Below are 25,165 nucleotides of genomic sequence, written 5' to 3' on the forward strand. Positions count from 1 at the left end.
CCGAAACCCGGAATCTGGACGTCAAGCTGTGCGCGCATCAGGATCGTCTCCGGACACGCGAAATCAGGGGGACTCCACCGGCTGCGAGCAGCCCGGAGAGGAATCCGACAGGGATGGCTGCCGGAATGGGGCCGATGACCGGATCGGAAGGCGTCGGCTTGCCGACGAGGGGTCCGGCCGACGCGCCGGTAGCCGCAGGGTCGGTCGCGGTCGCGGTCCCGGCGACGGCGGCGGCGACGGCCGCGACCGCTGCCGTTCCACTGCCTGCGTTCGGGTTGACGTAGGCCGCCGCAGGGGCGGCGGCAGTGGCCGCGACGGTCGGTGAGGGAGTGGGTGTCGGAGTCGCCGAGACGATCGGGCTGATGCCCTTTTCGATGGCTGTCGCGGCTGCGAGGGCCTGGGCGACCCAGCTGGCCGGAATCGACGCGTACCCCTCGGGGAGCTGGCCGATCGCACTGCCGGGAACCTGACCGGCGGCAACGGCGTAGCGGATCATGTTGGCGTAAATGGCGCGGGCGGAGGCATCCGTCTGCAGTGGGTTGAGCGCCGCGTAGACCGGCATGGTCATCGGGTAGGCCGACGCCGCCGCCCTGGCGCTCGCGCTCGTGGGGTTGTATTCGAGCACGGCCGCGTTCTCGGTGGTCGGGGTCATCGCCGCGGCCGCGGCCAGCAGGGATGCGGAGTTCGCGGCAACGAAAGTGCCCGCCGAGTTTCGCAGTGACGCCGTCACCGTCTGGTACCGGGCTGCTGCCGCCGTTGTCGTGAGTCCGAGCACCCGCTGGGTGCCGACGAGGTTGCGAACGCTCTTGCCCCATTTCGGCGGAACCGTGTTCGGGCTCCAGTCGCCGAGCTCCTGGCCGTCACCGCGCAGGGTGAGGTAGGCGCCGTTCTCGAAGTCGCTCGCGTACGGGCGCCAGGTGACGAGGTTGACTTCAGTCTGGCCGTCGGCCGTGGCCACCCGTGCGATTGGGTCAGCCTTGGGGAAGTTGGTGCGGGGCACGGTCATTTTTGTGCCGGAGGAGTTGACGGCGTCCTTTGTTGCGTACCAGGGGTTGACCTTCATGCCCCACTTGTCGGCTTCGCCGTTGAGGAAAGCCACGGCATCCGGATCTGAGAGCACGTAGCGCCACAGCTGTAGGGCCTCGTCGGAGCGCCCCGAGGGCAGGAGCATGTCGCCGAGGGACGGACCCGTCAGGTCCTGGTACTGCCATTCCGCGTCGTTCACGGCGAGGAAGTCGGGGTCAACGGTCAGGTTCCTCGCGTTGTGGTTTACCTTCTCGGGGTTATCGACGAAGAACGCGAGCGATTTGGAGGTAGCGGGGGCCCCCGTCGGCAAGGAGTCCAGATATGAGTTCGTCAACAGCTTCGCGATCAGGCGCGGGGTGAGGTTCATCGAGGTGAAGGACTCGGTGTTCTTGTCCTTGTATTCCTGAGGCACGGCGCCGACGGGTTTCACCCTCCGGTCGATCGAGAAGGACACGGCGAGTCCGGAGAGTGCGATCGGCGCGTACTGCACGGGATCCGCCTTCGTCGTCTGTAGGGCACGCGATGTCAGGGCGAGAGGACTCGGGGTCTTCTGGCTTGCGGAGAGGAGAGAGTCTTCCTCGTTGCCGGTGCTGAGCACGAAGGAGGATCCGGTCGAGCCGGTGCAGAGGTTGGGCTGCCAGGACGCGACGGCCGCCGAGGCGAGTTCGCTTCCGGAGAGTTGCTTCTCGGCCGAGCCGATGGAGCAGCGCAGACCGATCGGCTTGAAGTCGAGCTTGACGGCCACACTGTGCTGCCAGGCGTCCCAGAACAGGCCGGACTTGGTGATGTACGACTCGCCGACGTCGTTGGTGCCGCGCGGGATGACGACGAGCCAGCAGGACTTGCCCGTGACCGTGCCGTCCGTGGCCGTGACCGGCATACCGCAGCCGAGGCCGGGAGACTGCATCGCGGTCTGGACCTCGAACTTGACGGAGCCGGCGCCAGTGTCACTCGACCCCACCCACGGCACCTCGTTGGTCGTGTACTGCGTGTAGAACTCGTTCGTGGCGAGGTCGACGCCCACGATCGGGGAGGGCAGGGTCACGCCAGTGGCAGCCGGCGTGCCGTTCGCGGTCTGAACAAGCCCTGTCAGGGGATCGAGGATGTAATGGGTGAGGACGCCGGCGCCATTCTTGAAGACGGACGAGATCGTTCCGCCCGTCGAGGCACGGTACGGGATCGCCGTGACCGCCGGGATCGTGAAGCCATTCGAGGGCGATGTGTATTGGGTGTCCTTGGCGTTGACGAATTCGTCAGAAACCGAGGTGTCGCGCGTGGACGCGGCCTTGCCGGGAAAACCGCCGTACTGGCAGGTGGTGCGGTCGGGATGCCCGGGGTTCAGCGGGTCCTCACCCCAGCACTGCGCGATCTGCAGGAAGTTCTGGCCGCCCGAGCTGGCGTCAGGCCGGACCGACTTCGCGCCCGAGCCGGTCCAGTTGACGACGATTCCCTGCGAGACGAGGTCCTTCGTCTGAGAGACTGTCACCTTGAGGTCGGGGAACGGTGCCGTCGAGATGTCGAGGTCATAGCCCTTGGCGGCCACCGTGACGGCGCTCGAGGTGTCCGCGGATGCTGCGGGCGGGGTAATGGAGGCCAGCATGGACACTCCGATGCCGACGACAACGCCCACGACGATGCCGCTTGCGCCGGCGCGGGTCCACATCGAGTCCGTGGACAGGATCAGGCGCTTCACTTGGTGCCCGCCTTCGGACCGCGTGGCTTGAGCCGGCGCCAGAGCACCGGGGGCAGCACGGCAGAGCCGATGAGCAACACGCCGGCGAACAGCATGATCGACTGCTGCGCACCCCAGCCGTTGTCGGCGAGGGTGAAGGGCGACGCCACCGCGGACCCGGCCACTCCGGTCGAGGCCGTGCCACCGGTGCCGCCGGAGACGAGAGCACCGTTCTCGTCGTAGACCGCGGCCGCGGCATCGCCCGTGCCCGCTGCCCCGGCGTTTGCCGTCGTCGCCGCCGCTCCGGCCCCTGCTCCTGCGGCGGCCGCTGCCGCCGCGGCCGTGTCGGCCGTGGCTGCGGAGCCGCCGGTACCGGTTCCGGTCGTCGCCGTGTCATCGGGCGCCCCTCCTGTTCCGGTGACACACTGGCTCGTGCCGACCTTGTCACAGTCGGCGGGCTTGAGTGCGTTGGTCGCGAGCAGGTTGCTCGATGGGGAGTCGCCGGCCTTGAAGGTCGGGTTGTTGCAGTTGTTGATGTCGACGCCCGAGACATCCGCTCCCGGCACTCGTTTGATCTGGTCGAACCCGGCGAGCACAAGGTTCATCGGGAGCGGCGAGTAGCCCAGGGCCGCCGCTTGCTGCTGGCCCTCGCAGAGCATGTAGTTCGCGAACGCGCCGAGGGTGAGGCCCTTCTTCGCGGTGAAGACACCGCCGACCTCGGTCGGCACGATCATGTAGGAGTAGCTCGACAGCGGGTACGTGCGCGGGTCGGGGTTGTTGTAGACGCCGTCGAGGATCTGGGTGAGGTAGTCGGGGCTCGAGACCGGGACATCCGTCTTGATCTTTGCCTGCAGCAGGGCAACGGCGACGGAGTTCGCGGTCGGCTCGACGTAGTATCCGGCGGTGTTCAGGACCTTGGCGACCGGGAAGCCGGCCTTGAGCGCGTAGGAATACTCGACGTACGTGATGGCGCCTTCGCCATAGTCCTGGGCGACATACCCGGCGACGCCCGCCGAACCGCTCTGGGCCTTCGCGTTGCCGTAGGTCGGGTACTGCGAGGTGAGGCCGCAGGAGGCCGGTTTGCCGACCTTGACGCAGAAAGCGCCCCAGAGGGAGTTGTACTGCTTGGACATCCAGAGGCTGAACTGGGCGGTCGAGCCCGAGCCGTCCGACCGCACGACAGGGACGATGCCCTTGTCCGGCATCTTCAGTCCGGGGTTGTCCGTCTGGATCGCCGGGTCGTTCCACTTGGTGATGACGCCGGTGAAGATCTTGGTGACGACCTCGCCACTCAGGCGCAGGTTGGAGACGCGGGCACCGTTGATCTTGAGGTTGTACATGAACGAGGTGCCACCGGCGACGATCGGCATGTACGCGTAGCCGCGACTCGGAACCTCGGGCGCTGAACCGTCTTCGGGAGCGGTCTGGAACGGGATCTCGCTGACGGCGAAGTCGACGTTTCCGGCCACGAAGTCCCGGCGGCCCGCGGAGGAGCCGACACCGGAATAGTTGACGGTCATGCCGTAGTTCGAGGCCACGTTCTTGCGCCACTGGTCGAGGGCGTTCTGGGACCAGGTCGAGCCGGTTCCGGTGATGGGGTCGTAGGAAACGGCCTGGGCAGACAGCGTTCCGGACAGACCGAGAATCACCACGACGGCGAGGGCGAAGAGGGCGCGGATCGCACGGATCCAACGGGGCTGCGGCGTCACGAGGACGGCTCCTTTGTGCTGAGGTCGATCGTCGGCGCTGGGCTGCTGGGGTGGTTCGGTGGTGCCGTCGGCGGCGGCCAGGCCCCCGAGGTGTTCGCCTCGAGGAGGATGCGGCGGTCGGCGGCAACGGTGATCCGCTTGAGGTCGCGCCCGGAGGCCGCGACGACCCGCTGCTGCTGGGCGCGGGACAGGTCGCCCGGCCCCTTGCCGCCGATGAGGCGGGCGATCGCGAACAGGGTGAGCACGAGGAGGATCAGCACGGCCGCCGCCCCGAAGCCACGGGCGATCATGTTCGGTTCCGGCGACTTGACGAAGTCGAAGACCTGCAGCGGCAACGAGATCATCGGTCCCTCGAAGGGGTTGAGGTTGACGACGGCGGTGACGCCGGACGTGAGCAGCACGGGGCTGGTCTCGCCGATTCCGCGGGCGGTGCCGAGGATGACGGCGGTCGCGAGCCCGGGGCGGGCGGTCGGCAGCACGACGTGCCAGACCGTGCGCCAGCGCGTGGACCCGAGCGCGTACGCGGCTTCGCGAAGGTTTCCCGCGACGAGACGGAGGACGATGTCGGAGGCGCGGATCACGATCGGGAGCATCATCACCGTGATGGCCATCGAGGCGGCGAACCCGCTGCGCTGGTGGGTGATCAGCACGATGATCGCGGAGTAGACGAAGAGGCCGGCGACGATCGAGGGCAGCGCCGTCATCGCGTCCGAGATGGTGCGCACGAAGCGGGCGAACTTTCCGCCGACCTCGTTGAGGAACAGGGCCGTGAGGATGCCGAGCGGAACGGTGACAATGAGCGCCATCGTGATCTGCATCAGGGTACCGAGGATGGCGTGGAAGATTCCGCCGAGTTCGAGGCCGTCGAGCGGGCCGGCGAGCTCCATGCTGTCGGTGAAGAAGTTGAGGTGCGGGAGGGCTTCCTGGCCGCGCACGAGGGTGTACGCGACGACGAAGACGAGGGCGCCGAAGAGCAGCACGCCGGCGCTCGAAAGGACAACCGACATGACCCGGTCCTTGACCTCCTGCCAGTCGCTCTTCAGGCTGACGAGCAGGGCGTAGAAGCCGATGAAGGCGATGAACGCGACGATCACGAAGCCGACATAGCCGGAGAGCGGTCCGAACCAGCCGAACAGCAGCACGGCGACGGCCACGCCGGCCGCTGCAGCACCGAGGATGTTGAACTGGTCGTCGACCCGGGCGGCGCGCATCCGGCGGCGCGGGCCGATCTCGATGCCGACCGAGGAGGGGATGTTCGTGGTGTGCCGGACTGCTGCGGCCTGGAGTTCGAGCTCGGCCTCGAGCTCGACGGCCGTCTCGGTCATCACGAGGGTCGAGGGGCCGGCGGATGCCGCGGGATCCGTCGCCTGGGTGCTGTGTGCGCTGGTCATCAGTCGCTCTCCGCCCCGGAGCGGGACCGCGCCACGATCGACGAGGCCGTGAAGTTGATCACGAGAGTGATCAGGAAGAGCACGAGGCCGGCGGCCATCAGTGCGGAGAGGCCGAAGGAGCTCGACTCGCCGTAGCGGAGCGCGATGAGCGCGGACACCGAGTTCGTGCCGGTCTTGAGCACCTCCCAGTTGATCGTGAAGATCGGGGAGATGATCATGTAGACGGCGATGGTCTCGCCGAGGGCCCGGCCGAGGCCGAGCATGGTGCCGCCGATGATGCCGCCGCGGCCGAACGGGAGCACCACGGACGTGATCATGCCCCACCGGGTGGAGCCGAGAGCGAAGGCCGCCTCGCGTTCACCGATCGGCGCCTGGGAGAAGGCTTCGCGCATCACCGAGGTCTGGGTGGGCACGACCATGAGGCCCACCACGATTCCGGCGATGAAGGCCGAGGAGGTGAAGGCGCTTGCCTCGGTGAGGGCCTGGCCCGTCGCATCCGTCACGCTGAAGAACGGGATCCAGCCGAAGTAGGTGGAGATCCAGGTGGCGACCGGGATGACGTTCGCCTGGAGGAAGAACACGCCCCAGAGGCCGAACACCACGCTGGGAACGGCGGCCATCAGGTCGACGAGGGTGACGAGCGTGGACTTGAGCCGCCCCTGGGCGACCTCGGAGATGAGGAGCGCCGTGCCGAGGGCGAGGGGCACCGCGACGCACATTGCGATGACGGCGATCGTGATGGTGCCGAAGAGAACGGATGCGATGCCGAACTTCTTCGTTTCCGGCGACCAGTCCTGCTCGAAGAGGAAGTTGAACCCAGCGACCCCGAGGGCGTCGCCGGCGCGCAGCGAGAGGAAGACACCGACCGCGAGCATGATCAGCACGGTGATCGTGCCCGCGCTGAACGCGACCGAGCGGAACACCGAGTCGGAGATCGACGGGCGGGAGACCAGGGAGCGCCGCGGCCGGGAGTCGGGGTTCGACGGGTCGAAAACGGCCGGGTCTGTCCCGAAGGCGTCGCCCAGGGGCGAGTCGCCCAGGGGCGGCGAGACGAGGCTCGAAATCGGCATGGCTGTCCTTGGAAAAGACTCGGGAGGGGGTGAACGCACGGGTGGGGGTAACGCGTCCGAAACATATGTTCGGGGCGGTTGGTGAACGATTGGCGTCGATTTCTCAACCGAGATGTGGACGCCGCGTGGAGAGTTGTGGCGGTCGATTCGGGAGCCGTCAGCCCGTGGGCGCCTGCGTCGGAGCGGGGGTCTGTGTCGGGCCCGGCGGGGGCGTCGACGTAGCTGTGGGGGCGGCAGACGGCTCGGGCGCCGTGGCCAGGGTGAGGGTGATGGAGGTGCCGAGACGCAGGGTCTTCTGACCGGACGGGGCGACCGCGATCACGGTTCCCGGCGTCGCGGCGGCGTCGGGCCTCGAGTCGGTGAGGACCAGGAATCCCGCGTTTTCGAGGGCGGCGATCGCCTCCGCCTTGCTGAGACCGACGGTGTCCGGCACCGTGTTCGAGCCGGAGGCCACGGTGAGGTCGACCGGGTCTCCGGGGTCCAGGAAGGTACCGGCCGCCGGGCTGACGCCGAGCACCGTGTCGAGGGGGCGCCCCGAGTCCTGGAGGGTGAGCGCGCCGAGGCGGAGCCCGAGGGCGGCGAGCGCGGCCCGTGCCCCGTCGAGGGTCATCACGGAGACCTCCGGCACCCGGATGGTCTTCGGCGCCGCCGTGGCGTGGGCGGTGATCATCGGCTCGGGGGTGGCGCTCGCGGGCGCGGGCGTGCTGCTGGTGACGGCCACCGACGTCGGCGCCGCGCCGCCGGCAGCGAGGACCCAGGCGAATGCTCCCCCGATCACGAGGATCATCGAGACGGCCCAGAGCCCGCCGCCGCGACGGCGGCTGCGGCCGCTCCGCACCCAGGCCGGGTTGTCCGGCGGGACGACGACCGCGGCGGATGCCGATCCCGCGCGTGCGTTTCCGGTCGCGTGCACGATCGTGGCCGGGGCGGGATGGGCGGTCGGGATCGGGTGCGGAACAGGCACAGGATCCGGGACCGGGACCGGTACCGCACCGAGCACCATCGTGCGCTCAGCGAGCTCCGCGAGGTCGCCCGGCCGGAACAGTCCCGTGGTGTCGTCCGCGGGCAAGACGCGACCGCCGCCGGGCAGGGCCCCCTCTGGCGGGGCCGCGGCGCGACCCGGCACTCCCCCGGCCCCGATGCGGTCCAGGGCCGCGTCGACGGCCGCGCCCATCGCCGCGGCGGAGGGGAACCGGGCGTCCGGGTCTTTGAGGAGCGCCTTGACGACGAGCCGGTCGACACTCCGCGGGATGCCGGAGTGCTGCACCGACGGCACCGGCGGCGGAGACTGCACGTGGGCGCGCATTACCGCGGCGACGGAATCCCGGACGAACGGCGCCCGTGCGGTGAGCGCGAAGTACAACACCCCGCCGAGTTGGTACACGTCGCCGCGTTCGTCGACGGCGTCGCCCCGCGCCTGCTCCGGCGACATGTAGTTCACGCTCCCGAGCACGCTCTGCACGACCGGGATTTCCTGCGTTGTCACATCGGGTGCGCTGCGGAGGACGTCGGTGCCGAGGGCGGGGCGACCGGCGGCATCCGCGAGGCCGAAGTCGAGCAGGCGCACTCCGTCAGTACCGACGTTACCGGCCGGGTCCGGGTCGACCATGATGTTGGCCGGGGAGACGTCGCGGTGGACCAGGCCGATGTCGTGCGCGGCCTCGAGGGCGCGCAGCACCGCTGACGCGACGGTGAGCGCCTGCCCGACGGGCAGCGCCCCGCGATGCTCGACGTATTCGGCGAGGCTGATCCCCGGCGCGCGGTCGAGCGCGATCCAGGCCTGCGGCTCCTCGGCGTTCGCACCGGTGCCTGTGCCGGTGCGGGGCTCGGTCCCGGCGCCGATCCCCGGGCCGTGACCGGTGTGGTGCACGCCGACGCCGAGCACCGCGACGATGTTCGGGTGCCGCAACACGGCCGCGGCCCTGGCCTCCGCAAAGAACGCTTCCCTGGCCCGGTCGGAGCGGGACAGGTGCGGGTGCAGGATCTTGAGGGCGATCTCTCTGACTGCGCCCTCCCCTGCCTGCGTGTCCACGGCGGAGAAGACGGATGCCGACCCGCCCGTCCCGAGGAGTTCACCGAGCCGGTAGCGGCCCGAGATCAGCCCCTCGCCAGCGCCGACCGTGCGCCGGCCTGCCGGCGCACCGGAGGCAGCCGTCGTCTCGGCGGGATCGATCGTGCCTGTCACAGGGGGCTACTTCGCCCGGGCGGCGTAGGTGTTCGCGTAACCGGCGACGGCGGTGACATAGGAGTCGACGTGGTTGTACGCGAAGACGGCCGCGCGCCAGCGGTCGGGCAGCGCGAGGTCGCCGTAGTTGCACAGGTATCGCCCGGCTGCGAGGGCGGCGTCGTCGATCTGCTGCGGGTCGTCGACACCGTCCCGGTTGCCGTCGGCGCCCCAGCGCTGCCAGGTCGCGGGGATGAACTGCAGCGGGCCGACCGCACGGTCCCACGCCGCACTGCCGTCCCAGGCGCCGCCGTCGGTGTCGCTCATCGCTGCGAAATCAGAGCCGTCGAGGGCCGGACCGAAGATGCCGGGCCGGGCGGTACCGTCGGTACCGAGCGCCGAGCCCGCGTGGGTGCCGTGCCCGGACTCGATGTTGCCGAGGCCGGCGAGGGTGCTCCAGCCGAGTCGGCAACCGGGCTGTTCGGCGGCGAGGGCGAGCGAGGCACCCGCATAGCCGAGCATGGCCCGCCGCGGGATGCCGGTGGCCGCGGCCACGCGGGCAGCCCAGTCCGCGTCCACGAGCGCAGCGTTCCCGGTGAGCAGCGCGGTTTCGCCTGTCGACGCGAGGGACGAGCCGGCGCCGGCGGCGGACTGGTCGGCCGCCGGAACGGGAGTCGCCGGCGTCACGGTCACGGTCGCTGCGGCATCCGCTGCCGTGGGAACGGAGGGAACAGCGTCGGCGGCCACGGCCGCCACGCTCGCCCGGATGCCTTCCGGTGCGGTGAAGCCGGGTACGAGCCAGCCGAAGACGACCCAGCAGAGCAGCCCGGCGGTCGCTGCGGCACCGATCCAGCCGCGCAGGCCGCGGAGCCGTGTGCCGTTCACCACGCCTGGGCCCGTTCGGCCTCGCTGAGCACCCGGCTGCCCCGGCGGCCGGCCTCGGTCGCGTGGCGGGCGTCTTCGGCGACGAGCGCGACGCGGAAGGCTTCGATCGTGCCGGCGGCGGCTTCCCGGCTCGCGGAGGCGGCGCCGTACCAGCGTCCCGCTGTCATCACGATGCGTTCGCCGATGGTGACCACCCAGCCATGGGTGCCTGCCGACGGCCCGGTGACGACGGTCGCGACCATCGCGTCGCACTGGTCCTTGAGTTCGAGGACATGAGCCCGCGCGCCGGCGAACGAGCCGTAGACCGAGGAGCTGCGGCCGAGCTCGCGGCTGTTCGAGGCGAGCAGCCGCCAGATGCCGGAGTGGCCGGAGTCGGCGACGGTGGCGAGGCCACGGGAGCGATCCCGGCCCTCGGCCACCCGGTCGGTCGTTCCGGTGCGGTCGAGTTCTCCCGTGCGTGCGAGTTGTCCGGTGCGGGCGAGTTCGCCGGCGCGTGCGAGTCCGCTGACGCGGGCGACGTCGCCGCCGCGGGCACCGGACTGAACGCTCTCCCGGAAGGCGACCCAGCCCTGCAGGCGCGGGTCCGCGTTGGAACGGAAGGCCGAGAAGACCACACTTGGGCGGGGCGACACAGCGACTCCAACGGCCTGAACCAAACAGCGACGGGTGCAGTCGAGACTGTGTGCCGGCTCGGGTGGGCCAGCCCCGGCAATACTGTGCTGGCCTCAGGTGTCCGGCCCGGGAGTGTCACCTTGCCGGGGGGTGAACGGAAGCTGTCCGGCCCGGCAACAGTTTCGAGAACGCCTAGCGGCGGAACGCCTTTCGCGCCAGCGTGTTCCCGAGGTACTGCACCAACTGGACGAGCACGATGATCAGCAGCACGGCAGCCCAGGTCACGATCGGGTTGAACTGGCGGTACCCGTAGAGCAGGGCGAAGTTACCGAGGCCGCCGCCACCGACGTACCCGGCGACCGCCGACATGTCGACGAGCGCGACGAAAATGAACGTGTAGCCGAGGATCAGCGGACCGAGCGCCTCGGGCAGGAGCACGGTGAAGATGATCCGGGCCGTTCCGGCGCCCACGCTGCGGGCGGCCTCGATCACGCCGGGCGTCACGGTGAGCAGGTTCTGCTCGACGATACGGCCCATCGCGAAGGATGCCGCGAGCGAGATCGTGAAGATGATCGCGTTATTGCCGATTCCGGTTCCGACCACGAGCCGGGCGAGCGGCTGCGCGGCGGCGAGGAAGATGATGAACGGGATGGGCCGCACGAAGTTGACCAGCAGGTTCAGCACCACGAACACGGGTTTGTTGGCGAGCAGGCTGCCGCCGCGGGTCAGGTACAGGCCGAGGCCGACGATCAGGCCGCCGAGGCCCCCGAAGAACAGGGTGAGGCCGACGATGTAGAGCGTCTCCCCTGCGGCCTTCCAGAGCTGGGGCAGCAGTTCGATGAGGGATTCCATCAGCGCACCTCCGTGACGGTCGTGAGTGTTCTGATCCGATCGAGGACCGCATCGATGCGGTCGTCCGCGCTGCCGGCAGACGCTGTGCGGGCATCCGCCGCCGTGGCGTCGCTGAGCGCGAGGGTGAGATGCCCGAAGGAGCGGCCCTGCACTTCGTTGATGCCGCCGAAGACGACCTCGAATGCGACGCCGGCGCGAGCCAGTTCGCCGAAGACACGGGCCTGGTCGACCGTGTTGTCGCGGAAGGCGAGGGACACGATCCGCCCGGGGTGGCGTCTGCGCAGCACGGCGAGCTCGTCGGCGCTCGGGATGCCCTTGACGACGGTTGAGACGAACCGGGCGGATGCCGGCTGCTGCGGGTTCGAGAACACATCGAACACGTCACCGCGTTCGATGACCCGGCCCTGGTCCATCACCGCGACCTTGCTCGCGATCGTCTGGATCACGTCCATCTCGTGCGTGATCACGATGATCGTCACACCGAATTCCCGGTTGACCCGGGTCAGCAGGTCGAGCACTTCGTGGGTCGTCTCGGGGTCGAGGGCGCTCGTGGCCTCGTCGGCGAGGAGGATGGCGGGCTGGCTCGCGAGGGCGCGGGCGATGCCGACGCGCTGCTTCTGGCCGCCGGAGAGCTGGTCGGGGTACGCGCGGGCCTTGTCGGCGAGGCCGACGAAGTCGAGCATCTCGGCGACCCGCTTGGCGCGTTCGGCCTTGGGCCGGTGCGCCACCTCGAGCGGATAGGACACGTTGGCCGCGACGCTGCGCGAGCCGAGCAGGTTGAACTGCTGGAAGATCATGCCGATGCCGAGACGCACGCTGCGCAGTTCGCGCTCTGCCAGGCCGGCGATGTCCCGTCCGTTGATCAGGATCTCTCCGGACGTTGACCGTTCGAGCGCGTTCACGAGGCGCACGAGGGTGCTCTTGCCGGCTCCCGAGTAGCCGATGATCCCGTAGACGTCGCCGGCCTCGACGGCCAGGCTGACGTCGTCGATCGCGACGACGTCGCTGCCGCCCTTTTCGTGGGGTGGGTAGATCTTGCTGACACCGCGCAATTCGACGATCGGCATTCAACTCTCCTGGAATTCTCTGGTTTCACACCGGATGCCCGCCTCGCGAGTGCGAAGCGGGCATCCGGGCAACCGGGGGCGACTACTTCTTGTTGGCCTTGGTGTCCGCGACGACCGTGGCGAGCGAGGAGACCAGGTCGGCGACCGGGGTCTTCACGAGAACACCGGAGCCGCCGGAGACGGCGAGCACGCCGTCCTGCACGGCCTGGGTGTCCTGATAGATCTGGACGAGCTTCTGGTAGGTCGCGTTGTCCTTGTCCGCGGCGCGGGCGACGAACACGTTGACGTAGGGGATGGCGGTCGGGTCGGCCGGGTCATCCTTGGCGAGGGCGTCGGTGAACTTCAGTCCGGCCTTCTCGACGAAGTCGTTGTTGATGATCGCGCCGGCGACGTCAGGAAGCGAAGTCGCGGTGAGGGAGGCCTCGAGCGCGGTGACGGTGACCTTGGAGGCCGACGTGTCGATGTCGTCGAGGGTCGAGAAGATCGAGCCGCCGTCCTTCAGCGTGATGAGCTTGGCCGACTGCAGCACGAGGAGCGCGCGGGCCAGGTTGCTCGCGTCGTTCGGCACCGCGATGGTGTCGCCCTTCTGGATCTCGCTGACCTTCTTGTACTTCGTCGAGTACAGGCCGAGCGGGTAGATCGCCGTCGAACCGATCGGGGTGAGGTCCGCGTTGCTCGCCGTGTTGTACTGCGCGAGGTAGACGAGGTGCTGGAACTGGTTGAGGTCGATCTCACCGGCGGTCAGCGCGGGGTTCGGCTGGTCGTATGCGGAGAAGTCGACGATCTCGACCTTGATTCCCGCATCGGCGGCGGCCTTCGTGTAGACGGCCCAGTACGGGTCGCTCGCGCCGACGACGCCGATCTTGACAGTCTTGTCGCTGCCGGCATCCGCCGTGCCGCCGGCGCACCCGGCGAGCAGGGCGAGGAGCGGGACGGTCGCGAGAGCCGCGAGCAAGCGCTTGGACAGAGTTGACTTTTTCACGTGGTGAATCCCCTTGGGTATGCTGCGGGTGAGAGCCGCGAGTGCTGTCTCGTGGACGAGCCCCGGCAATCGACGGCACAGCAAAGCCACGGCACGAAGGGGTGGGAGTCTGTGCCGCTGCATCGCGAGGCACACCTTCAGGTTAACAAAGGATGCTGCGCCGCGCACGCCGCTGCGTAACACGCGGTCACAGCATCCGCGGTTTTAACCCTCGATCAGCGTCGAAAGTTCGAGCCAGCGAGTTTCGAAGCTCGAGATGGAGGATTCGAGACCCTGCAGCTCGGTGCCGAGCTCGCCGAGGCCTGCGTAGTCGTTCTGGTCGTGGCTGACCATGTTCTGGTTCAACACCACGATCCGGGACTTCTGCTTGGCGACCTTGCGCTCGATGGAGGCGAGCTCCTTCTGCGCGTTGCGGAGCTCTGCGCCGCCGATGGCCAGGTTCCTGGCCGGCTTGCCGCCGGAGGTGTTCGAGGCGTTCGCCTCTGCGGGCTTGTCGGAGTCGTTGATCTGCTGCTTGCGCATCTCGAGGTACTGGTCGACGCCGCCGGGCAGGTGGCGGAAGCCGCCCTCGGTGACCGCGTACTGGTTGTCGGTGACGCGTTCGATCAGGTACCGGTCGTGCGAGACGACGAGCAGGGTGCCGGGGAAGGAGTCGAGCAGGTCCTCCATGGCCGCGAGCATGTCGGTGTCCAGGTCGTTGGTGGGCTCGTCGAGGATGAGCACGTTCGGCTCGTCGAGCACGATCAGCAGCAGCTGCAGGCGGCGCTTCTGGCCACCGGAGAGGTCCTTGACCTGGGTGACGAGCTGGGCGCTCATGAAGCCCATCCGCTCGAGCATCTGGCCGGGGGTGATCTCCTTGCCTCCGGCGATGTAGCTCGTCTTCTGGCGGCCGATGACCTCGCTGACCCGGTCGTTCTGGATGCCCTCGAGCTCGAAGAGCTGCTGGGTGAGCACGGCGACCTTGATGGTTTTGCCGCGCTTGACGTGGCCGCTCGTCGGCTGGAGGGTACCGGCGACGAGGTTCAGCAGCGTGGACTTGCCCGCGCCGTTGACGCCCATGATGCCGGTGCGTTCCCCTGGGGCGATCCGCCAGGTGATGTCCTTCAGCACGTGCTTGTCCTCGAAGTCCACCGAGACGTCGATGAGGTCGACGACGTCCTTGCCGAGGCGCTGCATCGCCATCGACTGCATCGTGACGGTGTCGCGGGGCGGCGGCTCGTTCTCGATGAGCTCGTTGGCCGCGTCGATGCGGAACTTGGGCTTGGCGGTGCGGGCGGGGGCGCCGCGGCGGAGCCAGGCGAGCTCCTTCTTCATCAGGTTCTGGCGCTTCGACTCTGTCGCGGCGCTCATCCGGTCGCGCTCGACGCGCTGCAGGATGTACGCGGCGTAGCCGCCCTCGAAGGGTTCGATCAGACGGTCGTGCACCTCCCAGGTCTGGTTGCAGACCTCGTCGAGGAACCACCGGTCGTGGGTCACGACCACGAGGCCGCCGGAGTTCGTCGCCCAGCGGTTGCGCAGGTGCCCGGCGAGCCAGGTGATGCCCTCGACGTCGAGGTGGTTGGTGGGCTCATCGAGGAAGATCACGTCGTGGTCGCCGATCAGCACGGCGGCGAGGGCGACCCGGCGGCGCTGGCCACCGGAAAGGTCGTCGACGAGTGCGTCCCAGGGGATGTCGCGCACGAGTCCGCCGATGACGTCGCGGACTTTGGCGTCCCCGGCCCAGAGGTGCTCGTCCATGGTGCCGACGACGGTGTGGCCGACGGTCTGGCCTGAGGCGAGGGCGTCGGACTGGTCGAGCACGCCGATCGTGACGCCGCGGCGGCGGGTGACGCGGCCGGAGTCGGGTTCGATGCGTCCGGCGAGGAGGCTCAGCAGGGTGGACTTGCCGTCACCGTTGCGCCCCACGACTCCGATGCGGTCGCCCTCGTTGAGTCCGACGGTGACGGAGTCGAAGATGACGCGGGTGGGGTATTCAAGGTGCAGGGACTCGGCCCCGAGCAAATGTGCCATAGCTTACAACTTTACCGTGCGCGGCTGGGAGCCCGGCGCGCAGGTCGGGGCAGGCGGATGCCGCGGCTCAGTCGTGGACGAGACGGGCGCCGTGGACCGGGCCCGTCGCCCGCACCACGTGCAGGCGGGAGGCGCTCAGCGCGACCTGGAGCTCGAGCGCGCTGTCGGCATCCGCCACGAGGAACGCGACCGTTGGACCGGACCCGGAGACGATGCCGGCGAGGGCGCCGTTCTCCTCGCCGAGCTCGATGACCTTGCCGAGGCCGGGGGCGAGGTGCAGCGCCGGGGCCTGGAGGTCGTTGTGCAGGGACTCGGCGAGCATCCGGGCGTCGCCGGCGCGCAGGGCCTGGAGCACGTTGGCGTCGACCGTCGGCTGCGCCTGCGCCGGGAAGATGTCCTGGGCATGGCGCTCACGGTGGCGGTCGAGTTCCTGGTACACGCCGGGGGTGGACATGCCGAAGTCGGCCAGGGCGAGCACCCAGTGGAACTGGCCCTTGGCGAGCGCGGGGCTCAACTGGTCGCCGCGGCCGGTGCCGACGGCGGTGCCGCCCGTGAACGCGAAGGGGACGTCGGCGCCGAGAGTCGCGGCGATGGCGAGCAGTTCCTCGCGGGTCGCCTCGGTGCCCCAGAGGGCGTCGCACGCGAGCAGGGTTGCGGCGGCGTCGGCCGATCCGCCGCCCATTCCCCCGGCGATCGGCACGTTCTTCTCAAGTTTGAGATGAACGCCGCCGCGGTAGCCGGACCGGCGGGCAAGGGCGCGAGCGGCCCGGATCGCGAGGTTGCTGCCGTCGGTCGCAAGGCCGGAGGTGTCGATCGAGCCGGTGAATTCGCAGGAGAAGTCGTCGGCGGGATAGGCGCGCACGTCTTCGCTGAGCGACACGGCCTGGTAGGCGGTCGCGACTTCGTGGTAGCCGTCTTCGAGCACGGCACCGACCTTCAGGAAGACGTTGATCTTGCCCGGCGCCCGCGCGTGCACAACGTGAGATGTGGCCGCGTTGGTCATGGTTCTAACCTAGCTCAGCCGCACAGCCCCCTCGTGCGCGGGGTCAGGACGGGTCGGCGGCGGTCCAGGACCTGGCGATGGCGAGGAAGGCGTCGACGGTGAGCTGTTCGCCGCGCTCGGTGGGGTCGATGCCCGCGGCTTCGAGGATCGCGGTCGCCGTTGCCGAGTCGCCGAGCACGGTCGAGAGCGACTGGCGGAGCATCTTGCGGCGCTGCTGGAAGGCGCCGTCGACGAGCGCGAACGTCGCGAGGCGCAGGTCCTCGCTCTCGAGCGGGCTCTCGCGGCGCTGGAACGCGATCAGGATCGAGTCGACGTTCGGCACCGGCCAGAACACCTGGCGGCTGACCTTGCCCGCGGTGCGGAAGGCCCCGTACCAGGCGGCCTTGACGCTCGGGCTGCCGTAGACCTTCGAGCCGGGGGGCGCGGCGAGCCGTTCGCCGACCTCGGCCTGCACCATCACGACGCCGGCGCGGATCGACGGGAAGTGCTCGAGCATGTGCAGCAGCACCGGCACCGAGACGTTGTACGGCAGGTTGGCGACGAGCCGGGTCGGCTCCCCCGGCAGGTCGGTGATCTTGAGCGCGTCGGCGCGGAGCACGACGAGCGGCGCGTCCGGGTGCATCAGCTCGACGGTGAGCGGGAGCTGCTCGGCGAGGCGGTCGTCGATCTCGACGGCGACGACGCGCGCACCGGTCTCGAGCAGGCCGAGGGTGAGCGAGCCGAGGCCGGGTCCGACCTCGACGACGGTGTCCTCTGGGGTGATCGCGGCGACCTTGACGATGCGGCGGACGGTGTTGCCGTCGATCACGAAGTTCTGGCCGAGCTTCTTGGTCGGGTTCACGCCGAGCATCTCGGCGAGGTCGCGGATCTCGGCGGGGCCGAGCAGTGAGCGCGGTGTGGGCGCGGCGGATGCCGCGGGCTCGACGGGCAGGGCGGCATCCGTGGCCGGGGTCACCGGAGTGTTCTCGGCGTCGCTCACCGGAGTCCCCCGAGGCTGACGGTCGGCGCGGACGGCGCCGGCACGACGGGTTCGGCATCCCAGCGCCCGTAGACGCGTTCGGTGGTGGTGGAGATCTGGGCGGCCAGCATGGCGACATCCGTTTCGAGGTGGTTGGCCATCGCGCGCAGGGTGTGCGGCAGCAGGTACGGCGCGTTCGGTCGGCCGCGGAAGGGCATGGGGGTGAGGAAGGGGGCATCCGTCTCGACGAGCAGCAGCTCGCGGGGAGCAGCGGCGAGGGCCGCGCGGAGCATGCCGGCGTTCTTGAACGTGACGTTGCCGGCGAAGGAGAGGTACCAGCCGTGTTCTGCACAGATCGCGGCCATCTCGGCGTCCCCGGAGAAGCAGTGGAAGACCGTGCGCTCGGGGGCGCCGACCCGCAGCAGGGTCGCGATGACCTCGGCGTGCGCGTTGCGGTCGTGGATCTGCAGGGCGAGGCCGTTCTGCTTCGCGATCTCGATGTGCGCCTCGAAGCTGCGGTACTGGGCGGCGAGCCCCTCCGGCCCGGTGCGGAAGAAGTCGAGCCCGGTCTCGCCGATCGCGACGACCCGCGGGCGCCCGGCGAGTTCGCTGATCTCGGCGAGGGCGTCGTCGAGCGTGCCGGCCTGTTCGTAGTCCGGTGCCTCGTTCGGGTGGATCGCGACCGCCGCGAGCATGCGTGGCTCGCTCGCGGCGGCCTCGGCCGACCAGCGGGAGGTCTCCCGGTCGCCGCCGACCTGGATCACGCCCTGCACGCCCACGCTCACGGCCCGGTCGAGCTGTTCGGCGAGGCTGAGCGGATGCTCGCCGTCGCTGATCTCGAGATGGGTGTGGTTGTCGTACACCGGCACGGGGAGCGACTCCGGCGGGGCCGGGTAGCTCAGGTCGCGGCCGGCGGTCTGCTCACGCTGGCGGACGGGTTCGTTAGCCAACCGTCGCCTCGATGCGCGGGAAGAGCGCCTCGAGCGGGGAGACGTGGGTGCCTCCGGTCCACTCCCACGCGCGGTCGATGCGCTGGTCGGTGACGAGGCCCTCTCCGCCGAGGGCGGACCAGAGCTTGGCGCACGCCTCGGGGACGACCGGGGAGAGCAGCACGGCGAGGGTGCCGAGGCCGCGCACGGCGGTGAACAGCACGGCGTCGAGCCGGTCGCGGTCGGCGGGGTCCTTGGCGAGGCCCCACGGTTCCTGGCTCGTGATGTAGCCGTTGAGCTCGTCGACGAGTTCCCAGACGGATGCGATCGCCTCGTGGATCGCGAGGCGGGAGATGGCCTCGCCCGCGGCATCCGTCACCCGGATCTCGGTGGCCCGGATGGCCGCGTCCGCCTCGGTGAAGGCCGTCGTGACCGGGATCTCGCCGTCGCAGTAGCGCACGACCATGGCGATGACCCGGGAGGCGAGGTTGCCGAAGCCGTTGGCGAGCTCGGACTGGTACCGGGCGGAGAGGTCCTCCCAGGAGAACGAGCCGTCCTGTCCGAAGCTGATGGCGCGCATGAAGTAGTAGCGGAACGCGTCGGAGCCGAAGGTGTCGGTGATCTGGCTCGGGGCGATGCCGGTGAGCTTGGACTTGCTCATCTTCTCGCCGCCGACGAGCAACCAGCCGTGGCCGAAGACCCGGCGCGGCACCGGGAGCCCGGCGGCCATCAGCATGGCGGGCCAGATCACGGCGTGGAACCGGAGGATGTCCTTGCCGACGATGTGCGTGGCCGGCCAGAGCCTGCTGAACCGCTCGTCGTCCTGCCCGTAACCGGCGGCGGTGATGTAGTTGAGCAGCGCGTCGAACCAGACGTAGACGACGTGGCTGTCGTCCCACGGCACCTTGATGCCCCAGTCGAAGCTCGAGCGCGAGATCGACAGGTCGGAAAGGCCCTGCTTCACGAAGGAGATGACCTCGTTGCGGGCGCTCTCGGGCTGGACGAAGTCGGGGTCTTCCTCGTAGAGGGCGAGCAGGCGCTCGGCGAAGGTGCTCATCCGGAAGAAGTAGTTCTTCTCGTGGAGCAGCTCGACCGGGAGGGAGTGGATGGCGCAGACCTGCTGGCCGATGAACTCGCCGGTGCCCTCGATCAGGTCGCTCGGCTGCTTGTATTCCTCGCAGCCGACGCAGTAGAAGCCCTCGTACTCGCCCGTGTAGATATGGCCGGCGTCGTAGAGGTGCTGCAGGAACTTCTGCGCGTTGACCTCGTGGCGTTCGTCGGTCGTGCGGATGAAGTCGTCGTTGCGAATGTCGACGGTCTTGAGCAGCGGCTTCCACGCGGTCTCGACGAGGCGGTCGGCCCATTCCTTCGGGGTGACGCCGTTCGCGGTCGCGGTGCGCAGGATCTTCTGGCCGTGCTCGTCGGTACCGGTGAGCAGCCAGGCGTCCTCGCCGGCCTGCCGGTGCCAGCGCGCGAGGAGGTCTGCGGCCACTTCCGTGTACGCGTGACCGATGTGGGGCACATCATTCACATAGAAAATGGGCGTGGTGATGTAAAAGGATGCTCCGGCGGACATGCCCCCAGTCTATTGGGAGCAACGGATGCCCCGGGCCGGGTTACGTCCCGCCTCGGTTCGGGTCAGAACGGCAGGGGCGGATGCTGCGGCGCGGCTGGTGCACGCGCCCCCGGCTTCTGCGCGAGGGCGGCCTCGTAGAGGTCGCGCTTGCCGAGGCCGGACACCGCGGACACGTCTGCTGCGGCCTCCTTGAGCCGGGCGCCGGCCGCGACCTGGGCGAGCACCTCCGCGACCCCGGTCGCGAGGTCGAGCACGCGCTTCTCGGCCCCGGCGACGACGATCGCGATCTCGCCCTTGACGCCCACTGCCGCCCACTCGGCCAGTTCGGCGGCGGTGCCGCGCTTGACCTCCTCGAAGAACTTGGTGAGCTCGCGGCAGACCACGACGCGGCGGTCGGCGCCGAGCACCTCGGCGAGGTCGATGAGGGAGGCGGCGAGCCGGTTCGGCGACTCGAAGAAGACCATGGTGCGGCGTTCGTCGGCCACCTCGCGGAGGGCAGACATCCGGTCGCCGTGCTTGCGGGGCAGGAAGCCCTCGAAGGTGAACCGGTCGGTCGGCAGCCCGGAGACGGCGAGGGCGGTGAGCACTGCGGACGGGCCGGGCAGCACGGTGACCGTGACGCCGGCGGCGACGGCGGCGTCGACGAGGTGGAAGCCGGGGTCGGAGACGGTCGGCATGCCGGCGTCGCTCAGCACGAGCAGGTCGGTGTCCCGGGCCAGCTCGACGAGCTCAGCCGCCTTCACCCGTTCGTTGTGGTCGTGCAGGCTGATCAACTGCGGACGGTTCTCGATCGCGAGGGCCTTGAGCAGGTGCACGGTGACGCGGGTGTCCTCCGCCGCGATGACCGTGGCGGTCGTGAGCGCCTCGACCAGCCGGCGCGAGACGTCGCCGAGGTTTCCAATCGGGGTGGCAGCGAGGATGATCATTCCCCCAGTCTCGCAGTCCGCGCATAACCACCGCTCACTACGATGGTCAGCGTGCTCCTCATACGCCGCTGGTTCCCGTGGGCCGGCCCCCTGTTCGTGGTCGTCGTGGCCGCCGTTCTCCGCCTCTGGAACCTCGGCTCCCCGCACGCGCTCGTCTTCGACGAGACCTTCTACGTCAAGGATGCCTGGAGCCTCTTCAACAACGGCTACGAGTCCACCTGGCCGGACAAGGCCGACGAGATCTTCGCAAACGGCAATGCGAATATCTTCACCGACGTCGGATCGTTCGTCGTGCATCCGCCGCTCGGGAAGTGGCTGATCTCACTCGGGATGGCCGCATTCGGGCCGGGAAACAGCTGGGGCTGGCGCATCGTGACGGCCCTGATCGGCATTCTCGCGGTCGTGCTGCTGATGCTCATCATCAGGAAGCTGTTCGGCTCGACCCTGCTCGCGGTCATCGGCGGGTTCCTGTTCGCGATCGACGGCAACGCGATCGTGATGAGCCGGGTGGCGTTGCTCGACAACTATGTGATGTTCTTCGCGCTTCTCGGGTTCGGGGCGATCCTGCTCGACCGGGAGTGGCACGCGACCCGCCTTGCCGCCTGGATGGCGAAACGGGCGGAGACGGGCGAGTGGCCCGGCTGGGGGCCCGCGATGTGGTTCCGGCCGTGGCTCCTCGCCGCGGGCCTCGCCTTCGGGTTGACCATGAGCGTCAAGTGGTCCGGCCTGTACTTCCTCGCCGCTTTTGGCGTCTACGTCGTGGTCGTGGACGCCCTCGCCCGCCAGCGGGCCGGCATCCCGTTCTGGGCGAGCGGTGCCATCCTCAAGCAGGGTCCGATCAGCTTCCTGCTGATGGTGCCGATCGCGGTCGTGACCTTCCTCAGCTCGTGGACGGGCTGGTTCGTCACCACGGGCGGCTTCTACCGCACCTGGGCAGACTCACCCGAGACGGCCTGGACCGGGGCATTCGCCTGGGTGCCGCATGTCGTCCAGAGTTTCTGGCACTACCAGGTCGCCGCATACACCTATCACGTCGGCCTCGTCACGCCGCACCCGTACCAGTCGAACCCGCTGACCTGGCTGTTCATGGTGCGCCCGACGAGCATGTATTACCAGTCGTCTGCGGCCGGTGAGGGCACCTGCAGCTTCTCGACCTGCTCAGAGGCGATCACCGAGATCGCCAACCCGCTGATCTGGTGGGCCGGGACCGCCGCCGTGCTCTACCTCGTCTATCGCCTCGCCCGGTACCGGGAATGGCGGGTGGGCCTGATTCTGATGGGCATGGTCGCCGGGTACCTGCCCTGGCTGATGTACACCGGCCGAACGGTCTTCCAGTTCTACTCGATCGCCTTCGAGCCGTACCTGATCCTCGCCCTCACGTTCGTGATCGGTCTCGTGCTCGGACTCGCGCCGGGCACCGGCGGGGTCGGGGCGGACGCCGTGACGCGCGAACCGGACCGGACCGTCGGCATCCGTGTGCTGATCGGCTACCTCGTGGCTGCGGTGCTGGTCAGCGCCTTCTTCTACCCGCTCTGGACGGGAATGCAGATCCCGTTCTCGTTCTGGCAGATGCATATTTGGCTGCCGAGCTGGCGATAGCCGCGCCCGGATCCCCGGAATTCCGGGCGAAGGAGACCCTGCGGTTTCGTGCCGTTTCGGCGATTTGAGGACTCTTCATATGCCGTTTGGGCCATATAGCGACTGGGAAACCGTTGTGAATCCGACCCACGGACCGGGGGTGCGCCCGTAGGATACTTCTATCTGCACCACGAGTGATTGCTCCAGAACCGACTGAGAAGTCCAGATCCAAACCAAAGGCCTCATGTCGGAAGCATCCGTCGCACCCACGGTGCGCATCGTCAAGACCCGTCGGGGTGGCGACTCGAAGAATCCCACCACCGAGTACTCCTCGCTGCTGCACACTGTGCGCAACCTGGGCCTCCTGAAGCGCGCGACCGGGTTCTACTGGTTCGTCTTCGGCATGCTCATCCTCGCAACTGCGGGTCTCGGCACCGGTTTCGTGCTCCTCGGCGACAGCTGGTACCAGCTGATCATCGCCGGCGTGCTCGGCATCATCCTCACCCAGTTCGCGTTCCTCGCCCACGAGGCCTCGCACCGGCAGGTGTTCGAGTCCGGACCCGCCAACGACAAGGCCGGCCGTATCCTCGCGAACCTGTTCGTCGGCATCAGCTACGCCTGGTGGATGAACAAGCACAGCCGCCACCACGCCAACCCGAACGTGATCGGCAAAGACCCCGACATCGACCCCGACTTCATCGTCTTCCGCGAGGAGGACGCCGCGAAGGTGTCCTGGCTCGGCTCGTTCGTCACGCGCAAGCAGGGCTACCTGTTCTTCCCGCTCCTGATGGCCGAGGGCTTCAACCTTCACGTCCAGGGCTTCCGCACGGTCTTCGGCCGCGGCAAGGTCGACAAGCGCTGGCTCGAGATCATCATGCTCACGACCCGTATCGTGCTCTACGTCGCCGTGATCTTCTACTTCCTGCCGCTCGGCATGGCCTTCGCCTTCATCGGCGTGCAGCTCGCCGTCTTCGGGGTCTACATGGGCGCATCCTTCGCCCCGAACCACAAGGGGATGCCGCAGCTCCCCCACGACAGCAAGGTCGACTTCCTGCGCCGCCAGGTCCTGACCTCGCGCAACATCCGCGGCGGCACCTTCATGGATACCTTCATGGGCGGCCTGAACTACCAGGTCGAGCACCACCTGTTCCCGAACATGGCCCGCCCGCACCTGCGGAAGGCGCAGGAGATCACCAAGGAATACTGCCAGTCGCACAACATCCTGTACACGGAGACGGGCCTGTTCCAGTCGTACGGGATCGTCATCGAGTACCTGAACACGGTCGGCCTCGCCGCCCGCGATCCGTTCGACTGCCCCATGGTCGCGCGCTTCCACCACCGCTGACGGCTTTCCGCCGAGCGCGGGTGTTCTGCCGTTGCGCGGGTGGTGCACCACCAGCGGAGCGGCGCAACGCCAGCGCTCGGCGTGAGGGACCGGCGCCGGTGACGCGGGAGTAGGCTCGAATCCATGTGGCTGCCGGGCGTGCTCGTCGCGGTCGCCGCCGCACTCCTTGCCGGGCTCGTGCACGCCCTCGTCCCCGGGATCCCGCTTCTCACGGCCGCCGTGGTGTTCGGAATCGTCGCCGGCCAGCTGCCGGTTGCGCGCCGGCAACTCACCGGAGTGCTCGCGCCGGGCCTCTCGGTCGCCTCCAAACGCATCATGCGCCTCGGAATCGTGCTGCTCGGCCTCAAGCTCAGCCTCGTCGACATCCTCGGCCTCGGCTGGGTGACCATCGCGACGACCGTCGCGATCGTCGTTCTCACGTTCTTCGGCACACTGTGGTTCGGCCGCAGGATCGGCCTCCCGGGGCACCAGCCCCTCCTGATCGCGACCGGGTTCTCGGTCTGCGGCGCGTCCGCGATCGGCGCCATGAGTGCCGTCGTGCACGCGGACGACGACGACACCGCCACACCGATCGCCCTCGTCACCCTCTGCGGTACCCTCGCGATCGCGGTCCTGCCCGTCCTGTGGCATCCGCTCGGCCTCGACGCCCTGCAGTACGGCCAGTGGGTCGGCGCGAGCGTGCACGATGTCGGCCAGGTCGTCGCCACCGCGCAGGTCGCCGGGCCGGCCGCCCTCGCCGTGGCGATCGTCGTCAAGCTCACCCGGGTGCTCATGCTCGCGCCGATCGTCGCCGGGGTGTCCCTGCAGGAACGCCGCAGAGACGGCCGCGCGGCAGCCTCGACCTCGGATGCGATGCCCCTGCGGACCGGCACCCTCGCTGCGGTGTCCGCGGATGCCTCGACGCGGCATCCCCCGATCGTTCCGCTTTTCGTCGTCGGCTTTCTGGCTGCCGTGATGCTCCGCACCCTTGTGCCGTTGCCCGAGGGCGTGCTCCTCGTCGCTGACACCCTGCAGACCTATTTCCTCGCGACCGCGCTCTTCGGCCTCGGCGCGGCGGTGCAGCTCGGGGTGCTCGTGCGCACCGGCGGTCGCGCACTCACCGTCGGCCTCGGGTCCTGGGCGCTCATCGCCGCCCTCGCCTACGGCGCCGTCCTGCTCGCCTGACCGGTCGCCTGTCGCGGGTCGACCGCCGCGGTTCGCGCAGGTCGGGTCGCGCCGCAGCGATACCACGTATCGCACGCTTCGGGTCCCGCGAGGGTACACTTTTGGCCCTTAAACCGCGAGTTTAAGGGCCAAAAGTGTACTCTCGCGGGTGCTGCGAGCGCGGGTGCCGCGAGCGCGGGTGCCGCGCGGGCTGGTCGGGCAGGGGCGCGCGTGGCGCCGCGCGGATCAGCCGCGGGCGAGCCAGCC

Annotated in this window: 19 protein-coding genes; 3 read left to right on the forward strand and 16 right to left on the reverse strand. The window is 69.0% G+C overall.

The window, feature by feature from the left end; genetic code table 11:
* Positions 1-37: 37 nt before the first annotated feature.
* The 16 genes from E3O50_RS18170 to rsmI all read right to left on the reverse strand — a co-directional run bounded on the left by E3O50_RS18170 (position 38) and on the right by rsmI (position 20,832).
* Complete coding sequence (locus tag E3O50_RS18170) at positions 38-2,719, reverse strand: hypothetical protein (RefSeq protein WP_134448227.1); 2,682 nt, start codon at positions 2,717-2,719, stop codon at positions 38-40.
* Positions 2,716-4,407, reverse strand: coding sequence for a phosphate ABC transporter substrate-binding protein PstS (gene pstS, locus E3O50_RS18175; protein ID WP_241975206.1), 1,692 nt, complete (start codon positions 4,405-4,407; stop codon positions 2,716-2,718). The genes E3O50_RS18170 and pstS overlap by 4 nt, the downstream gene beginning before the upstream one ends.
* A complete protein-coding gene (gene pstA, locus E3O50_RS18180) occupies positions 4,404-5,798 on the reverse strand; it encodes a phosphate ABC transporter permease PstA (RefSeq protein ID WP_241975205.1) in 1,395 nt (464 codons plus the stop codon). The genes pstS and pstA overlap by 4 nt, the downstream gene beginning before the upstream one ends.
* Complete coding sequence (gene pstC, locus E3O50_RS18185) at positions 5,798-6,868, reverse strand: phosphate ABC transporter permease subunit PstC (RefSeq protein ID WP_134448225.1); 1,071 nt, start codon at positions 6,866-6,868, stop codon at positions 5,798-5,800. The genes pstA and pstC overlap by 1 nt, the downstream gene beginning before the upstream one ends.
* Positions 6,869-7,025: 157 nt before the next feature.
* Positions 7,026-9,053, reverse strand: coding sequence for a PASTA domain-containing protein (locus tag E3O50_RS18190; RefSeq protein WP_134558187.1), 2,028 nt, complete (start codon positions 9,051-9,053; stop codon positions 7,026-7,028).
* Between the two features lie 6 nt (positions 9,054-9,059).
* Entirely contained in the window at positions 9,060-9,917 is an 858-nt protein-coding gene (locus E3O50_RS18195) for a lytic transglycosylase domain-containing protein (protein WP_134558186.1), read from the reverse strand.
* A complete protein-coding gene (locus E3O50_RS18200; protein ID WP_134558185.1) occupies positions 9,914-10,549 on the reverse strand; it encodes a hypothetical protein in 636 nt (211 codons plus the stop codon). Before E3O50_RS18200 ends, E3O50_RS18195 begins: the two co-directional genes overlap by 4 nt.
* A 172-nt stretch (positions 10,550-10,721) precedes the next feature.
* Positions 10,722-11,381, reverse strand: a complete 660-nt coding sequence (locus E3O50_RS18205; protein ID WP_134448217.1) for an ABC transporter permease subunit — start codon at positions 11,379-11,381, stop codon at positions 10,722-10,724.
* Positions 11,381-12,448: a methionine ABC transporter ATP-binding protein gene (locus tag E3O50_RS18210; protein WP_134558184.1), complete on the reverse strand. Its 1,068-nt coding sequence runs from the start codon at positions 12,446-12,448 to the stop codon at positions 11,381-11,383. The genes E3O50_RS18205 and E3O50_RS18210 overlap by 1 nt, the downstream gene beginning before the upstream one ends.
* A gap of 82 nt (positions 12,449-12,530) precedes the next feature.
* Positions 12,531-13,415, reverse strand: a complete 885-nt coding sequence (locus tag E3O50_RS18215; protein WP_134448331.1) for a MetQ/NlpA family ABC transporter substrate-binding protein — start codon at positions 13,413-13,415, stop codon at positions 12,531-12,533.
* Positions 13,416-13,634: 219 nt separating this feature from the next.
* On the reverse strand, positions 13,635-15,440 hold the full coding sequence (locus E3O50_RS18220; RefSeq protein ID WP_134448213.1) for an ABC-F family ATP-binding cassette domain-containing protein: 1,806 nt from the start codon (positions 15,438-15,440) through the stop codon (positions 13,635-13,637).
* A 67-nt stretch (positions 15,441-15,507) separates the two neighbouring features.
* Positions 15,508-16,443, reverse strand: a complete 936-nt coding sequence (locus tag E3O50_RS18225) for a 4-(cytidine 5'-diphospho)-2-C-methyl-D-erythritol kinase (RefSeq protein ID WP_134448211.1) — start codon at positions 16,441-16,443, stop codon at positions 15,508-15,510.
* 43 nt (positions 16,444-16,486) lie between these two features.
* On the reverse strand, positions 16,487-17,293 hold the full coding sequence (rsmA, locus tag E3O50_RS18230) for a 16S rRNA (adenine(1518)-N(6)/adenine(1519)-N(6))-dimethyltransferase RsmA (RefSeq protein WP_241975210.1): 807 nt from the start codon (positions 17,291-17,293) through the stop codon (positions 16,487-16,489).
* A 125-nt stretch (positions 17,294-17,418) separates the two neighbouring features.
* Complete coding sequence (locus tag E3O50_RS18235) at positions 17,419-18,351, reverse strand: TatD family hydrolase (RefSeq protein WP_134558182.1); 933 nt, start codon at positions 18,349-18,351, stop codon at positions 17,419-17,421.
* Complete coding sequence (gene metG / locus E3O50_RS18240; RefSeq protein ID WP_134558181.1) at positions 18,344-19,906, reverse strand: methionine--tRNA ligase; 1,563 nt, start codon at positions 19,904-19,906, stop codon at positions 18,344-18,346. Before metG ends, E3O50_RS18235 begins: the two co-directional genes overlap by 8 nt.
* Positions 19,907-19,968: 62 nt before the next feature.
* On the reverse strand, positions 19,969-20,832 hold the full coding sequence (gene rsmI, locus E3O50_RS18245) for a 16S rRNA (cytidine(1402)-2'-O)-methyltransferase (RefSeq protein ID WP_134558180.1): 864 nt from the start codon (positions 20,830-20,832) through the stop codon (positions 19,969-19,971).
* A gap of 51 nt (positions 20,833-20,883) precedes the next feature.
* On the opposite strand from rsmI, the gene E3O50_RS18250 reads away from it, so the two are divergent.
* The 3 genes from E3O50_RS18250 (at position 20,884) to E3O50_RS18260 (ending at position 24,919) form a co-directional block, all read left to right on the forward strand.
* The gene (locus E3O50_RS18250; RefSeq protein WP_241975204.1) at positions 20,884-22,431 is read left to right on the forward strand and encodes a phospholipid carrier-dependent glycosyltransferase; all 1,548 of its coding nucleotides are present in this window, start codon (positions 20,884-20,886) and stop codon (positions 22,429-22,431) included.
* A gap of 223 nt (positions 22,432-22,654) precedes the next feature.
* Positions 22,655-23,755, forward strand: coding sequence for an acyl-CoA desaturase (locus tag E3O50_RS18255; RefSeq protein WP_134558178.1), 1,101 nt, complete (start codon positions 22,655-22,657; stop codon positions 23,753-23,755).
* Positions 23,756-23,878: 123 nt separating this feature from the next.
* Positions 23,879-24,919 carry a putative sulfate exporter family transporter gene (locus tag E3O50_RS18260; RefSeq protein WP_134558177.1) on the forward strand — a complete coding sequence of 347 codons (1,041 nt, stop codon included), beginning with the start codon at positions 23,879-23,881 and terminating at the stop codon, positions 24,917-24,919.
* Positions 24,920-25,165 lie beyond the last annotated feature (246 nt).

The sequence above is a fragment of the Cryobacterium sp. MDB1-18-1 genome (assembly GCF_004402735.1).
In the GTDB taxonomy this organism is placed as follows: domain Bacteria; phylum Actinomycetota; class Actinomycetes; order Actinomycetales; family Microbacteriaceae; genus Cryobacterium; species Cryobacterium glucosi.

Coding starts and splice junctions, on each gene's coding strand:
- rsmI (WP_134558180.1), bottom strand. CDS start 20,832: ATGATCATCCTCGCTGCCACCCCGATTGGAAACCTCGGCGACGTCTCG.
- pstC (WP_134448225.1), bottom strand. CDS start 6,868: ATGCCGATTTCGAGCCTCGTCTCGCCGCCCCTGGGCGACTCGCCCCTG.
- metG (WP_134558181.1), bottom strand. CDS start 19,906: ATGTCCGCCGGAGCATCCTTTTACATCACCACGCCCATTTTCTATGTG.
- E3O50_RS18220 (WP_134448213.1), bottom strand. CDS start 15,440: ATGGCACATTTGCTCGGGGCCGAGTCCCTGCACCTTGAATACCCCACC.
- E3O50_RS18210 (WP_134558184.1), bottom strand. CDS start 12,448: ATGCCGATCGTCGAATTGCGCGGTGTCAGCAAGATCTACCCACCCCAC.
- E3O50_RS18260 (WP_134558177.1), top strand. CDS start 23,879: ATGTGGCTGCCGGGCGTGCTCGTCGCGGTCGCCGCCGCACTCCTTGCC.
- pstA (WP_241975205.1), bottom strand. CDS start 5,798: ATGACCAGCGCACACAGCACCCAGGCGACGGATCCCGCGGCATCCGCC.
- E3O50_RS18255 (WP_134558178.1), top strand. CDS start 22,655: ATGTCGGAAGCATCCGTCGCACCCACGGTGCGCATCGTCAAGACCCGT.
- E3O50_RS18205 (WP_134448217.1), bottom strand. CDS start 11,381: ATGGAATCCCTCATCGAACTGCTGCCCCAGCTCTGGAAGGCCGCAGGG.
- E3O50_RS18225 (WP_134448211.1), bottom strand. CDS start 16,443: ATGACCAACGCGGCCACATCTCACGTTGTGCACGCGCGGGCGCCGGGC.
- rsmA (WP_241975210.1), bottom strand. CDS start 17,293: ATGCTCGGCGTGAACCCGACCAAGAAGCTCGGCCAGAACTTCGTGATC.